The sequence below is a fragment of the Streptomyces odonnellii genome (genome assembly GCF_000981895.1).
GTDB classification, from domain to species: Bacteria; Actinomycetota; Actinomycetes; order Streptomycetales; family Streptomycetaceae; genus Streptomyces; species Streptomyces odonnellii.
Map to the genome: position 1 here is coordinate 38011 of NZ_LATD01000184.1, position 13959 is coordinate 51969.

At 69.8% G+C, this 13959-nt stretch carries 12 protein-coding genes; 5 read left to right on the forward strand and 7 right to left on the reverse strand.

Going from position 1 to position 13959, the window contains the following annotated elements:
- Nucleotides 1–136 precede the first annotated feature (136 nt).
- Nucleotides 137–1012 (forward strand): fumarylacetoacetate hydrolase family protein, encoded by an 876-nt coding sequence (locus tag WH07_RS18045; protein ID WP_046501037.1) that lies wholly within the window; start codon nt 137–139, stop codon nt 1010–1012.
- 61 nt (nt 1013–1073) lie between these two features.
- On the opposite strand, the gene WH07_RS18050 is transcribed toward WH07_RS18045, so the two are convergent.
- The 6 genes from WH07_RS18050 to WH07_RS18075 all read right to left on the reverse strand — a co-directional run bounded on the left by WH07_RS18050 (nt 1074) and on the right by WH07_RS18075 (nt 8039).
- On the reverse strand, nt 1074–2468 hold the full coding sequence (locus tag WH07_RS18050; protein ID WP_046501038.1) for a cryptochrome/photolyase family protein: 1395 nt from the start codon (nt 2466–2468) through the stop codon (nt 1074–1076).
- A 129-nt stretch (nt 2469–2597) separates the two neighbouring features.
- Nucleotides 2598–4145 (reverse strand): SDR family oxidoreductase, encoded by a 1548-nt coding sequence (locus WH07_RS18055; RefSeq protein ID WP_046501040.1) that lies wholly within the window; start codon nt 4143–4145, stop codon nt 2598–2600.
- A 182-nt stretch (nt 4146–4327) separates the two neighbouring features.
- Complete coding sequence (locus WH07_RS18060; protein ID WP_046501042.1) at nt 4328–4894, reverse strand: hypothetical protein; 567 nt, start codon at nt 4892–4894, stop codon at nt 4328–4330.
- A 142-nt stretch (nt 4895–5036) separates the two neighbouring features.
- Nucleotides 5037–6446: an oxygenase MpaB family protein gene (locus tag WH07_RS18065; RefSeq protein WP_046501065.1), complete on the reverse strand. Its 1410-nt coding sequence runs from the start codon at nt 6444–6446 to the stop codon at nt 5037–5039.
- 143 nt (nt 6447–6589) lie between these two features.
- On the reverse strand, nt 6590–7408 hold the full coding sequence (gene uppS, locus WH07_RS18070; RefSeq protein WP_269801375.1) for a polyprenyl diphosphate synthase: 819 nt from the start codon (nt 7406–7408) through the stop codon (nt 6590–6592).
- A 220-nt stretch (nt 7409–7628) separates the two neighbouring features.
- Nucleotides 7629–8039 carry a Fur family transcriptional regulator gene (locus WH07_RS18075; RefSeq protein WP_046501043.1) on the reverse strand — a complete coding sequence of 137 codons (411 nt, stop codon included), beginning with the start codon at nt 8037–8039 and terminating at the stop codon, nt 7629–7631.
- A 318-nt stretch (nt 8040–8357) separates the two neighbouring features.
- On the opposite strand from WH07_RS18075, the gene katG reads away from it, so the two are divergent.
- The 3 genes from katG (at nt 8358) to WH07_RS18090 (ending at nt 12276) form a co-directional block, all read left to right on the forward strand.
- Nucleotides 8358–10601 carry a catalase/peroxidase HPI gene (gene katG / locus WH07_RS18080; RefSeq protein WP_046501045.1) on the forward strand — a complete coding sequence of 748 codons (2244 nt, stop codon included), beginning with the start codon at nt 8358–8360 and terminating at the stop codon, nt 10599–10601.
- A gap of 275 nt (nt 10602–10876) precedes the next feature.
- Complete coding sequence (locus tag WH07_RS41225) at nt 10877–11563, forward strand: uracil-DNA glycosylase (RefSeq protein WP_046501046.1); 687 nt, start codon at nt 10877–10879, stop codon at nt 11561–11563.
- Nucleotides 11564–11742: 179 nt separating this feature from the next.
- Nucleotides 11743–12276 carry an EF-hand domain-containing protein gene (locus WH07_RS18090; RefSeq protein WP_046501047.1) on the forward strand — a complete coding sequence of 178 codons (534 nt, stop codon included), beginning with the start codon at nt 11743–11745 and terminating at the stop codon, nt 12274–12276.
- A gap of 88 nt (nt 12277–12364) precedes the next feature.
- Here the strand turns inward: WH07_RS18090 and WH07_RS18095 are convergent, their stop codons facing one another.
- Nucleotides 12365–13120, reverse strand: a complete 756-nt coding sequence (locus tag WH07_RS18095) for a class I SAM-dependent methyltransferase (protein WP_046501070.1) — start codon at nt 13118–13120, stop codon at nt 12365–12367.
- A gap of 156 nt (nt 13121–13276) precedes the next feature.
- On the opposite strand from WH07_RS18095, the gene WH07_RS18100 reads away from it, so the two are divergent.
- Entirely contained in the window at nt 13277–13939 is a 663-nt protein-coding gene (locus WH07_RS18100) for a hypothetical protein (protein ID WP_046501048.1), read from the forward strand.
- The last annotated feature ends 20 nt before the right edge of the window (nt 13940–13959 follow it).

A 13959-nucleotide genomic window follows, 5' to 3' on the forward strand; every position in this document is an offset into this window, starting at 1 on the left:
CTCACGAGTCCGAATCCCCGTTCCGAGTTGCCGGAGATCAGCACCTGAGGCGTACTTGAGAGTGGTATGCCCTGATCGGCGGAAGCCGGTCGAATGGCGACCTGAGGTCGAATGGCGACGCTGAGGAGGTGCAGCGATGAAACTCGCGACATTCGACGCCGGCTCCGACGCCGGAGCCGGACAGCATGTCGGTTTTGTCGACGGTGACGAGGTCGTGGACCTGACCGCGGCCGATCCGTCGTTGGACACGATGATCGAACTGCTGACGCGCGACCCGAGACAGGTGTCGACCGCCGCCAACTCGGCGCCGAGGCTGCCCCTTTCACAGGTGAAGCTGTGCGCTCCGGTCCCCAGGCCGCCGAAGTTCCTCGCCATCGGCTACAACTATGCCGCGCACCTTGAAGAAACGCATATGGACCGGCCGACCCGCCAGGCGTGGTTCAACAAACAGCAGACCTGCGTCATCGGACCCGGCGATCCGATCTGGATCCCGGCGATCGCCCCGGACGAGGTCGACTACGAGGGCGAACTCGGTCTGGTGATCGGCAAGCGGTGCAAGGACGTCCCGAACGAGAAGAAGGCGGTGCTGGACGTCGTCGCGGGATTCACGATCATCGACGATGTCAGCGTGCGCGACTGGCAGACCCTTGAGCCGGGCATGGTGGTCAGCAAGTCGTTCGACACACACGGCCCGATCGGTCCGTGGATCGTCACCCCGGATGAGATCGGTGACCCGCTCGATCTGCGGTTGCGTACGTACGTCAGTGGCGACCTGCGCCAGGACGGACATACGGCGGACATGCTCTTCAACCTGTACGAGCAGGTCGCCTACCTCTCCAGCGCGTTCACCCTTGAGGTCGGCGACGTACTGGCCACAGGCACCCCGAGCGGCATCGCGTGGCACCGGCCCGGCATGTATCTCAAGGCGGGCGACACCGTTCGCATCGAGATCGAAAAGATCGGCGCCCTGGAGAACCCGGTCATCGACGAACCTCGCCAACCGGCCCGCTGAGGCGTCTCGCCCCTGCCCCCTGCCCGGCTTGTGCCCGTCGGGCCTGGCGCCCCTGAAACTGTCAGTCGCCGTTCCGCAGCCGCTTGAACCGGTGCGCGGCCTCCGCCAAGTCCACGATCGGAGCCGGGTAGTCCGCGTCTGTACGGGGGACTGTACGGCGGGCGTCGCCGGGCCGGGCCCCGCCGGGGCGGGCCAGGCGGTGGATCGACGCGGCGTCCAAGTCCCGGAGTTCGGGAAGCCAGTGGCGTACGTACGCGCCGTCGGGGTCGAACCGCCGGGCCTGCACAAGGGGGTTGAGGATCCGGTTCGGCCGGGTGTCGGTGCCCGTGCCCGCGGCCCATTGCCAGTTGAGCTGGTTGTTCGCGACATCGCCGTCCACCAGCAGCTCCAGGAAGTGCCCCGCGCCCACCCGCCAGTCCACGTACAGCGTCTTGGTGAGAAAGCTGGCCGCCAGCAGACGGGCGCGCCCCGGCATCCACCCCTCGTGCCGAAGCTGCCGCATGGCCGCGTCGACGACCGGGTAACCCGTACGCCCCTCCCGCCAGGCCCCGATCTCCCCGGCGTTCCCGCGCCAGCGGTCGTGCCGGGGGCGGTAGTCGTGGTGGGCCGCGTCGGGGCGGGCGGCCAGGACCTGGTGGTGGAAGTCCCGCCATGCGAGCTGGCGGACGAAGGCATCCGCCCCGGGACCGCCGTGCGCACGGGCCCGTTCCAGCAGTTCGACCGGGGACAGACAGCCGAAGTGCACATAGGGGGAGAGCCTGGAGGTCGCGTCGGCGGCGAGGTCGTCGTGCAGGTCGGCGTACCGCTCCAGCGGACCGGCCAGCCACGACCGCAGTCTTCGGCGGCCCTCGGACTCCCCGCCGGCGGGCAGCCCCGGCGACACGGGGCCCGGCGCGAGGGACTCCGCGCCCGGCAGCCCGGCCGAGCGCGCGTCGGCCACCGGCACCCTGGACGGAGCCGGGAGGACGCCGCGTACCGAAAACTCCTCCCACCTGCGGAAGTACGGTGTGAAGACCGCGAAGTGGTCCTTGCCCCCGGGCACCAGTGCCCCCGGCGGTACGGTCGTCACCGAGGCGTCATGGATCCGCAGGCCGCACCGGTCACCCGTCAGCGCCGCGCGCAGCCGGTCCTCGCGCCGTGTCGCGTAACGGCTCGCTCCGCCCGCGACATGGACCGTTCCGGCTCCGGTCTCCGCCGCCACCCGGCAGGTCTCCTCGACCACGTCACCGGTACGCACCACCAGACGGCCGCCCCTGGCGCGCAGCGCCGCGTCGAGGTCGGCCAGGCTGTCGGCGAGGAAGGCCGCCCGATTGGGCACGGCGAAACCCGTTCGGCGGATGCCGGCGTCGACGACGAAGAGCGGCACCACGCGTTCCGCTTCGCGCAGGGCAGCCCGCAGGACCGGGTTGTCGTGCACCCGCAGGTCCTGGGTGAACAAGGCGACCGAGACACGCACGGCTGCCCTCCTTCAGCGTCCACAGCCGACGTCCACAACGCGCATCAGCCGACGTCCGTCAGCGCCCGTCTGCATCCATCAGCGTCCGTCTGCTGGCCTCCATCAGCCAGCCTCCGTCAGCCGCGTCCATCAGCGCCCACCGGCCGTGGTGGACTCGGCAGCCGCCGAATCCGCCCCGGCCGACTCGCCACCAGCGGATTCGGCGGCGGCGGCGATATTACGGGCCATGCCTCCGAACACCGCCGCGTGAAACGGAGCGACACCCCACCAGTACGCGTGCCCCACGAGGCCGTGCGGATGGAACAGGGCACGCTGCCCGTACACCGTCCGCCCCCGCGCGTCCCGGTCCACGGTCATCTCCAGCCAGGCCAGGCCCGGCAGCCGCATCTCGGCTCTGAGCCGGAGCAGCCGCCCCGGCTCGATCTCCTCCACCCGCCAGAAGTCCAGGCTGTCCCCGGTCCTCAGCCGGGTCGCGTCCCGGCGGCCCCTGCGCAGGCCGACGCCGCCCGCCAGCGTGTCCAGCCATCCCCTCAGGGACCAGGCCAGCGGCGAGGAGTACCAGCCGTTCTCACCGCCGATGCCCTCCACAACCCGCCAGAGGGCCTCCGGCGACGCGCCGACCGTACGTTCACGGTGATCCGTGTAGAGACTGCCGCCCGCCCAGTCGGGATCGGTCGGCAGCGGATCGCTCGGGGCACGCGGAGTGGACGCCGAGGACCAGCGGGTGGCCACGTCCGCGCCCCGGACGCGCTGGAGGGCCAGCCGGATCGCGCGGTCCAGATCCACGGGTCCCTCCGGCGGCTCCGGCAGACAGCGCGCGCTGTCCCGCTCCGTACAGACCACCGTGTGCCTCAGCGACTCGACCAGCGGCCGTGCGATCGCCCCTGGCACAGGAGTGACCAGACCGACCCACAGGCTGGACAACCGGGGAGTGAGCAGCGGAACGGGGAGGATCACCCGCCGCGAGAGGTGGGCCGCCGCGGCGTACCTCCGCATCATGTCCTGGTAGGTGACGACGTCCGGTCCGCCGATGTCGAAGGTGCGGCTCACGTCGTACGGGAGCCGGGCGCACCCCACGAGCAGACGCAGTACGTCGCGGACGGCGATCGGCTGCGTACGGGTACGGACCCAGCTCGGGGTCACCATCACGGGCAGCCGTTCGGTGAGGTAGCGCAGCATCTCGAACGAGGCCGACCCGGACCCGATGATCACGGCCGCCCGCAGCACCGCGGTCGGCACCCCCGAGTCGAGAAGGATCCGGCCCACTTCGGCGCGCGAGCGGAGATGGGGCGACAGCGCGCGCTCGGGCACCCCCGAAGGCGTCAGACCGCCGAGATAGACGATCCGCCGCACGCCCGCGGCCCGCGCCTGCTCACCGAAGACCGTGGCCGCGCGCCGGTCCGTCTCCTCGAATCCGCGCCCGGTCCCCAGTGCGTGCACCAGGTAGTACGCGACGTCCACGCCCTCCATCGCCGCGCGCACGGACGCCTCGTCCGTCGCATCGCCGCGCACGACCTCCGCCTGCCCGGCCCACGGGTGATCACGCAGCTTGTCCGGGGAGCGGGCCAGACAGCGCACCGCATACCCGGCCGCCAGCAGCTCCGGCACCAGCCTGCCACCGATGTATCCGGTGGCACCGGTGACCAGACAGCGCGGCGGCCGGCCGTCGCCGGTCATGACGGCCGCACGGAACCGGCGGCCCGGCGGCTGCGAACCGGTGGCACACGAGATCTCATAACCCCTCCGCGGACACCGTTCCCCGCTCCCCATGCTTCGGCCCGCAAGCGACCACCGCAACCGCGCCGGTCAGCGAGGCCCGCACTCCGGGGCACGCACGGGGGCGCCCGCGGTCGTGCCGGTCAGGGTCGCGCGCCTCCGGCGATCGAGCGGTTGATCAGGCGGGCGGCTTCGGCCGGATTGTCGGCGGCGGCGTAGACCCGCCCGGCCAGCACCGATTCGCCGTTCCGCAGCCGTATCGGCAATGGCTCTTCGAGCTCGATGACGAGATTGGTCGCGCCGCCTATGGTGCACGCCACCGCGCCGTCCTCGTCCGGGACGTGGCGTAATCCGTACCCGCGCGTGGAACCGTGCGCCACGCGTACGGATCCGAGCGACCCGACCGGAATCGTGACCTCACGGAACGGTCCTGTCCGCAGGCGCAGAACCGCGCTGTCGAGCAGATGAGGCGCGCGGGCCGTCATCGCGCAGAAGCCCAGCGAGAGAACGAGGCTCAGCACCACCCAGACGAGATGGACCGCACGACCGGCCGGTGGAAGCATCGCGTCGATGACGAGCCCGGTGACCAGGTCGGTCCCGGCGAAGGCCCAGACAACCATCCGTACGTCGGACGAATGCGGGACCGGATGCTTCCCCTCGGGCAATGTCATCGGTCTGCGGGCCGACCAGTCCGCCAAGTCGCGCAGCATGGTGCTCGTCCATTGCTTCCCGGACCGGCGCGGCGCCGTTTCGATTTCGATGGATTCGGAATCACTGTGGTCACGCATCTGCCGGATTATTTCCCGTCAGGTCCCGGCGGAACCACCGCGCCGAGTCCGGGGGTTCTGGTTCTTACGCCTGGGCGAGCAGGGGGTCGTACGCGGTCGAGTGCCGGCGGCCCGACATGAAGGACAGGAAGTCCTTGACGAACGCGCTGCGGGAGTACGTCTCGTCCGTGCCGGTCAGGGTGCGGTGGAAGGCGGTGCGGAACAGGGTTCGGTATTCGTCCGCGTCGATCTGCTGGTCGCCGTTCTTGTCGGTGGCCTCGAACAGGACTTCGGCGACCCGGATCAGCGCGGGCCCGGCGAGGGAGGGGACCGCGGCGGCGTACTCCTCTTTGCTCACGCGGCCGTCGCCGTCGGTGTCGAGGGCCGACTGGAGTTCCTTCCACCACTCGGCGTACGCGTTGTAGAGCCGGGTCTCCTCCGGTTCGTCCAGATCCAGGCGGGAGGACAACTCCCTTGCCATGGCCGCGAGATCGGGCCAGTCCAGATGGCCGTCCCCGGTCTGGTCCAGTACCGCGTCGAAGAACTCCTCGGCGCTCCGCTGCCGTTCGGAGCCCGGGGCGGGGTCAGGCTGTACGGGAAAGGGCGTGACCAGCCGGAACAGGGCGCCGGCTCGCTTCATCCGGCCGTGCAGTGCCGCGATCGTCGCGGCTCGGGGGTCATCGCTGTCGGGGGACAGGTACAGCAGGTCGGTGAGCGCTTCTGTCTCGATCCAGCCTTCGGGCAGATAGCGCGCCAGCCCCGCGGCCACATACGCGCTCTGCATCAGCGTCTGGGCGCCAGGGACTTCGGGCAGACCCGCCCGGCGGCGGAAGGGCTCCGGGAGGGACGCGACGGTGACCGTGCCGATGACCGGGCCGGCCAGCGCCCGGCCGGCCGCCCACACGGTGGGCAGGCCGCTCAGCAGGGGCGGCGCCGGGAGATGGTCGAAGAGCTTGTAGAGGATGATGCGCAGCGCCTCTGTGTTCTCCAGCTCCGTCTCGACCGTGTGGTCGTAGTACTGCCAGAACTCCTTGAGGGTGGGCGGCAGATGACCGTCCTCCACCCCCAACGCCGCGAGGAATGCCTGGAATTCGGTGTACAACTGCTCCATGGCGCTCTGCTCGAGCGGCTGTCCGCTCAGTCGGTACATGGTGACGGCGCTCTCGAACAGCGTCGCGACCACCCAGGCCCGGACCTGCGGGTCCATCGCGTCGTAGGGCCGGTTCTGTGCGTCGGTGCCGCTCAGGCGCTCGTGCAGGCGGTTGAGCCGCGCCGCCTCCCTCTGCCGTACGTGGTCGTCGGCACCGAACATGCGCTGGAGGCTCACGAGCGTATTGCGCAGCCGTCGCCAGGGGTGTGCCACAAATGTCGAGTTGTCGGTCAGGGCCGCGCCGACCTGCGGATGGGCGGCTTCCAGCACCGTGGCCCGGACGATGCCCAGGGCCCAGCGCGGGTCGTTGAACAGCCGGTGGAACTGCGAACCCGGGCCGAACAGGGGCGCCGGCTGTACGGTGGCGGCGTGATCGGCGGTGGTCCGATCCGTGGCGGCGCGATCCGTGGCACCGGAGCCGGTGTGGCCGGAGTGCCCGGCCTGGCTGAAGTGGCCAGTGTGGCTGAAGTGGCTGCTGCCCGTGTCGCTCACTGGTGAGGTTCTCCGTTCGCCTTCGGCGTCACGCCGCCGAAGCGGCGGCTCCGTTGCTGATAGGTGTGCAGGCACTCCAGGAAGTGCGGCGCGCGGAAGTCGGGCCACAGCACCGGCGGGAAGATCCACTCGGCGTAGGCGACCTGCCAGAGCATGAAGTTGGAGATGCGCTGTTCGCCGGAGGTCCGGATGACGAGATCCACATCGGGCGTGTCCGGAAAGGGCAGATGAGCGGCGAAGTGCCGCTCGTCGACGGCATCGGCCGGCACCCCGCTGCGGATCAGGGACCGTGCCGCCTCGACGATGTCCCTGCGTCCGCCGTGATCGAACGCCACGGTCAGCGTCATACGTCGGTTCGTGCTGGTCAGCGTCATCAGATCGGCGAAGTCCTGAGCCAGCGCCGGGGGGATCCTCGGGTCCGCCACGCCGAGGAACCGGCAGCGGATGCCCCGCGCGTACAGCAGCGGCGCGTGTTTCCGTACGACACGGCGCACCAGCCGCATCAGGAAATCGACCTCGTTGCCCGGGCGTTGCCAGTTCTCGGTGGAGAACGCGTACAGGCTCAGCCACTCGACGCCGGCCGTCCGCGCCGCCTCGATGACGTCGATCACCGTCGCCTCGGCGGCCCGGTGTCCCGACGTACGGGGTAACGACCGCCGTGCCGCCCACCGGCCGTTCCCGTCCATCACGCACGCGACATGACGCGGGACGCCGGGTGGACGGTCCTCGGCAGCCGGGCGACCCGTATCCGTACCGCCCTCGGCCGGATCGTCCTCGGCCGACGACCACGCCGGAAACGGGGCGGAAGCGCCCATGGCTCGTTCAACCGTCACATGTGCCCCCGGCCGTCACAACGCAGTCCCCACCACACAGTCCCCACCGCGGGCGCCACTCGGACCGCCCCTCAGCAGGGTGCCCGTGCGTCGTCGCGGGCACACCGGAATCTCCGCACATTCACTTGTAGTACGTCAGTACGAATATGCGACCGCGCGACCGGCCTGACCGCGCGACCGGCCTTCGGAGCGTCCGCGGAACTCAGCCGCAGGACGGACACAGCCCCCGGTACGTGACCTCGACCTCGGACACCGTGAAGCCGAACCGTTCCTCCGCAGGAAGGTCGGCCAGCGGGTTCCCGGTCGGGTGGACATCGCGGATGGTGCCGCAGTCGGAGCACACCAAGTGCTGGTGCGGACGGTGCGCGTTGGGGTCGTAGCGCTTCGCGCGGCCCTCGGTGGAGACCTCCAGGACCTCGCCGAGGGAGACCAGTTCGCCGAGGGTGTTGTAGACGGTCGCCCGGGAGATCTCGGGGAGCCGCTCCGCCGCGAGGGCATGCACCTCGTCGGCCGTGAGATGTACGTGGTCGCCGTCGAGGACCTGCGCGACGACGCGTCGCTGGGCGGTCATCCGCCAGCCACGCTCGCGCAGTCGCTCCAGCAGGTCACTCATATCGGTTCACCTATTGAGGTTTGCGGGGTACCCGGAGTTATCAGCGTACGTCCGAATTCTAAGCGAATATGCTTTTAGTGCACTTCTTGACTTGGACTCCGTCCATCGTAGGATCGGTTCCGGCGACAGCCAAGGGACAGGGAAGACTCGGACAGGAAGACTCCTGTACGGCCGGTACGGCGCCCGTACGACCAGTACAGCGCCCGTGCGGCGGTACGGCAGTGCGGCCGGCCCGGCCAGGTTCGACGGACGTGCCCCGGCTGTTCCAGCGCCCGCAGTTCCTGAGCACCGTGATCCGCCTGGTCCGGAAGGATTCCCATGTCTGAGAACCACGATTCTGAGAACCACGACGCGATAGTCGTAGAAGCGAAGACGGAGAGCGAGGGTCGCTGCCCGGTCGCGCACGGGCGTGCCCCGCACCCGACTCAGGGCGGCGGAAACCGCGAGTGGTGGCCGGAGCGGCTCAATCTCAAGATCCTCGCCAAGAACCCGGCCGTGGCCAACCCCCTCGGCGAGGAGTTCGACTACGCCGCGGCGTTCGGCACCCTCGACCTGCCGGCCGTGAAGCAGGACATCGCGGAGGTGCTGACGACCTCGCAGGACTGGTGGCCGGCCGACTTCGGCCACTACGGCCCGTTCATCATCCGGATGGCGTGGCACAGCGCGGGCACCTACCGGATCAGCGACGGCCGCGGCGGCGCCGGAGCCGGTCAGCAGCGCTTCGCGCCCCTCAACAGCTGGCCGGACAACGGGAACCTCGACAAGGCCCGCCGTCTGCTCTGGCCGGTCAAAAAGAAGTACGGCCAGAGCCTCTCGTGGGCCGACCTCATGATCCTCGCCGGCAACGTCGCCCTGGAGTCGATGGGCTTCGAGACCTTCGGCTTCGCCGGCGGCCGCGCGGACGTCTGGGAGCCCGAGGAGGACGTCTACTGGGGTCCCGAGTCCACCTGGCTCGGCGACGAGCGCTACACCGGTGACCGCGAGCTGGAGAACCCCCTCGGGGCGGTCCAGATGGGCCTCATCTACGTCAACCCGGAGGGCCCGAACGGCACCCCCGACCCGCTCGCCGCGGCCCGTGACATCCGGGAGACGTTCCGCCGTATGGCGATGAACGACGAGGAGACGGTGGCCCTCATCGCGGGTGGCCACACCTTCGGCAAGACGCACGGCGCGGGCCCGGCGGACAACGTCGGCGCCGACCCCGAGGCCGCCCCGATCGAGGCGCAGGGCTTCGGCTGGAAGAACAGCTTCGGTACGGGCAAGGGCGCGGACGCCATCACCTCCGGCCTCGAGGTGACCTGGACCAGCACGCCCACCCAGTGGGGCAACGGCTTCTTCGACAACCTCTTCGGCTACGAGTGGGAGCTGACCAAGAGCCCGGCCGGCGCCAACCAGTGGAAGCCGAAGGACGGCGCCGGTGAGGGCACCGTCCCGCACGCGCACGACGCCTCGAAGAAGATCGCGCCGTCCATGCTCACCACCGACCTGGCGCTGCGCTTCGACCCGGTGTACGAGCAGATCTCCCGCCGCTTCCACGAGAACCCCGAGGAGTTCGCGGACGCGTTCGCCCGCGCCTGGTACAAGCTGACCCACCGCGACATGGGCCCGAAGTCGCTGCTGCTCGGCCCCGAGGTGCCGGCGGAGACCCTGCTGTGGCAGGACCCGCTGCCCGAGGCGGAGTACGAGACGGTCGACGCCGAGGACATCACCGCCCTCAAGGCGAAGATCCTCGAATCCGGCCTGAGCGTCAGCCAGTTGGTCACCACCGCGTGGGCGTCGGCCTCGACCTTCCGCGCCAGCGACAAGCGCGGTGGCGCCAACGGTGCCCGTATCCGCCTGGAGCCGCAGGCCGGCTGGGAGGTCAACAACCCCAGCGAGCTGGCGACCGTGCTGAGCGCGCTTGAGGGCATCCAGCAGGAGTTCAACTCCGGCGCGGGCGCCAAGAAGGTCTCGCTGGCCGACCTGATCGTGCTCGGCGGTGCCGCCGCGGTCGAGAAGGCCGCCAAGGACGCGGGCCACGACATCGAGGTGCCCTTCGCCGCGGGCCGTGTGGACGCCACGGACGAGCACACCGACGCGGAGTCGTTCGCCGCGCTCGAACCGTCCTCGGACGGCTTCCGCAACTACATCGGCAAGGGCAACCGGCTGCCGGCCGAGTACCTGCTGATCGACCGCGCGAATCTGCTGACCCTGAGCGCCCCCGAGCTGACCGTCCTGGTCGGCGGACTGCGCGTCCTGGGTGCGAACTACGACGGCTCGAAGCTCGGCGTCCTCACGGACAGGCCGGGCGCGCTGACCAACGACTTCTTCGTCAACCTGCTCGACCTGGGCACGACGTGGAAGGCGACGTCCGAGGACGCGAACACGTTCGAGGGCAGCGACGCCGCCACCGGCGAGACCAAGTGGACGGCCACCCGTGCCGACCTCGTCTTCGGCTCGAACTCCGAGCTGCGCGCGCTCGCGGAGGTCTACGCGAGCGATGACGCGAAGGAGAAGTTCGTGAGCGACTTCGTCGCGGCATGGACCAAGGTCGCGAACCTCGACCGGTTCGACCTCGTCTGATCACGACGAACGTACGGGTCAGACGTACGGACGGCTCATGAGGGCCCCGACCGGTTCGCCGGCCGGGGCCCTTGCCGTCGGTACGGAATTGCCGTCGGTACGAAATGCCGGGCCGGGCAACGGAGTCGGGGGCCGGGGCGCCGGGCAGCGCCACCCATGGATTCATGGACTCCATGCTGACGGTGCGCGCGGGCACGGCCGCCCGCCGGCCCGGCTCGCGGTGTGCCGGGCGCGGGAGGAGGGTGGGGGTACGAGACGGGAAAGAGGGCGGACGCGTGGTGGGGTCGGAGGCGACGCTGGGGCGTACGGAGCGGCAGGTGGTGGCCTGTGTGCGGTGTCCTCGGCTGGTGGCGTGGCGACAGGAGGCGGCGCGGCAGGCGCCGGCCCGGTTCGCGGGCGAGGAGTACTGGGCGCGGCCCCTGCCGGGATTCGGGGACCCGGCCGCGCGGCTCTATGTGCTGGGGCTGGCCCCGGCCGCGCACGGCGGAAACCGTACGGGGCGCAGCTTCACCGGCGACGCGTCCGGCGACTGGCTCATCCGCGCGATGTACCGGACCGGGTACGCCAACCGCCCCGTCTCCCTCCACCGCGGCGACGGTCTGCGCCTGACCGGTGTCTGGATCGCGTCCGCGGTGCGCTGCGCGCCGCCGGAGAACCGGCCCACGCCGGCCGAACGGGACAACTGCCTCCCCTATGTGACCGCGGAACTCGACGCGCTCAAGGACGTCACCGTCATCCTCGCCCTCGGCGCCTTCGCCTGGAACGCCGCCTGTCTCCAGGCCGGTATCAGGCCACGCCCCGCGTTCCGGCACGGCGCCGAATTCCGCCGCCCCGACGGCAGGATCCAGCTCGGCTGCTACCACCCCAGCCGCCAGAACACCTCCACCGGCCGTCTGACCGAGCCCATGCTCGACACCGTCTTCCGCCGGGCCAGTGACCTGACCGCGCCGCCGCCGGGGTAGCGAAGAGCCGGGGGGCACGGCTGAACGCGCCCCGTCCTCGAAGACAGTGAAGACAGTGATGCGTTGACGTGTTTCAAGACGACCCGTTCACTCGTTCGGTTGACTCGCATTGGTTTGAGGGACGTGGCGGGTGGGGCCTTCGCATAGTGGAAAGCACTGCTGCGAGAAGGGGGTTCGTTGTGCGTGCGGAAGCGGTTGAGCGGGTTCGGGTTGTGTTCGGTCTGTTCGATGTCGACGGCAATGGATATCTTGAGGCCGATGACTTCGAGCTGATGGCCGAGCGGGTCATCCGGTCGGTGCCCACTGCCGATGACGGGGCGAAGCGGGCGATGCTGGATGCGTTCCGGAGGTATTGGGGGACCCTGGTCGAGGAGCTGGACGCCGACCGGGACGGCCGGGTCAGCTTTGACGAGTACACCGCCTGCGTTCTTTCTCCGGAGCGGTTCGACGGTGCCATCGGGGAATTCGCCGAGGCGCTTTCCAGGCTGGGGGATCTGGAGGGGGACGGGTTTGTCCGGCGGCCTGTTTTTGTCGCGCTGATGACCGCCATCGGGTTCCGGCTGCCGAATATCCATGCGCTCTTCGACGCGTTCGAGCCGACGGATTCGGACCGGATCGCAAGGGAGACCTGGGACCTCGGGATCAGGGAGTATTACGGGCCGGACAAGGCGGGCATTCCCGGTGACCATCTGGTCGGCGAGGCGGCGGCCTGAGCACTGCGGCCTGAGCACTGCGGTCCGAGCACTGCCGTCCGAGCCGCCCGACCGGTCCCGTACCGCGCCGCGTCCGGACCGTACCGCGTCACACCGCCCCGCGGCCCCATGCCGTACAGACCGCCAGGGACAGGTCGTAGAAATCGGGGGACGCCAGTTCGCGGTACGCGGCGTCGAAATCGGGGCCGGTCGCGAGGCCCGCGGCCACCATCGCCTCGCGGGACTGCTCCAGGTTCAGACGCCACCACTGTGCCTCTTCGTCGCCGCCCCTGACGACATGGAGGCGGGCGTCCAAACCGATATCGGTGAGTCCCGCTTTCTCCAGGGGTACGGGGAGTGTGCGGGCCCAAGAGGTGTCCGAACCCACCGATTGCTCAAGGTGAGTACGGAAAGCGCGCATGATGGTGCGATAGGCCGGGTGCGGGGAGTCCATCACCGGGAAGGACGCCGGTTCCTCGACCAACAGCACACCGCCCGGCTTGAGCCATGCGGCCAGCCGGGCAACCGCTTTGTCCGGATCGGGCAGATGGATCAGCACATAGCGGGCATGGATGAAGTCGAATGATCCGGGCGGAAATTCCTCGGTGTACATATCGTGCCGCAGTACCTTTATGCCCTGATCCGCCAACTCGTCAAGAAATGTGGTGTCCAGGTCCGTCACAGTCACTTCGGCGCCCTGTTCGGCCAGCCAGCGGGCCACCGAGCCTCCGCCACCGCCGACTTCGAGAACCTGATGGCCCGGCTTCAGCCCAAGTGCCTCAAAACGCGCCCGGGTATGCGGGTCCAGAAGGGATTCCAGCAGGCTGAGCCGCTGCCGCTCGCTGCCTATCCCATGGCTGAACATTCCGTCCCGGTAGCGCGCCTGCGTCCACTCCCAGCGTTCCCCCACATTCATGGCGTCACAATCGCAGTCGCGGGCCGAAAAGACACATGTTTGGCAGGGAGTTCACTCGATGTGATGATTCAACGCGAAGAGGGACCCGTGACAAGTCCTCGCACCATGGAGAAAGCCCACACGGGCAGACGCGCAGAAGGCCCGTCACCGCGGCAGGTCTGGTACGCCTCGTACGGTTCGAACACACACCTGGGCCGCCTCGCGTACTACATCACCGGCGGGCGCCATCCCGGCGCCGCCCGTGTCCACCCCGGGTGCCGGGACCGGCGGCCTCCGGAGCGGTCCGTGCCGGTGGAGCTGCGCGGAGCCTTGTACTTCGCCACCGAGTCGGCCGTCTGGACCGGCGGACGCGCGTTCTACGATCCGGACGCCGACGGGAACGTACTCGCCAGGGCGCATCTCGTAACGGCTCAGCAGTTCTCGGACATCGCGGCACAGGAGATGTACCGGCAGCCGGGGAACGAACTGGACCTCACCGACGTGCTGAGCAGCGGCCGGGCGGTACTGGGAGAGGGACGGTACGAAACGCTCGTCTGCGCCGGCACGCTCGACGGGGCACCCGTGCTCACCTTCACCGCGCCCTGGCCGGTCGCGGACGCCGAGCTGAACAGCCCGTCCGCCGCGTACCTCGCCTTCCTCGCCCGGGGTCTCCTCGAAGCGGGCGCCTGGGACGCGGCCACCGTCGCCGCGTATCTGGCGGAACGCCCCGGCGCGGCCGGCCACTGGACCGCACAGGACATCCGGCGCCTGATCGCGGCAGCCCCATGAACCTCACCGCCCCCTACCGC

Bases quoted from the DNA above. Each gene is read 5' to 3' on its own strand.
- WH07_RS18075 (WP_046501043.1), bottom strand. From the start codon at position 8,039: ATGAGTGACCTGCTGGAGCGACTGCGCGAGCGTGGCTGGCGGATGACC.
- WH07_RS18095 (WP_046501070.1), bottom strand. From the start codon at position 13,120: ATGTTCAGCCATGGGATAGGCAGCGAGCGGCAGCGGCTCAGCCTGCTG.
- WH07_RS18055 (WP_046501040.1), bottom strand. From the start codon at position 4,145: ATGACCGGCGACGGCCGGCCGCCGCGCTGTCTGGTCACCGGTGCCACC.
- katG (WP_046501045.1), top strand. From the start codon at position 8,358: ATGTCTGAGAACCACGATTCTGAGAACCACGACGCGATAGTCGTAGAA.
- uppS (WP_269801375.1), bottom strand. From the start codon at position 7,408: ATGGGCGCTTCCGCCCCGTTTCCGGCGTGGTCGTCGGCCGAGGACGAT.
- WH07_RS18045 (WP_046501037.1), top strand. From the start codon at position 137: ATGAAACTCGCGACATTCGACGCCGGCTCCGACGCCGGAGCCGGACAG.
- WH07_RS18100 (WP_046501048.1), top strand. From the start codon at position 13,277: ATGGAGAAAGCCCACACGGGCAGACGCGCAGAAGGCCCGTCACCGCGG.
- WH07_RS18060 (WP_046501042.1), bottom strand. From the start codon at position 4,894: ATGCTGCGCGACTTGGCGGACTGGTCGGCCCGCAGACCGATGACATTG.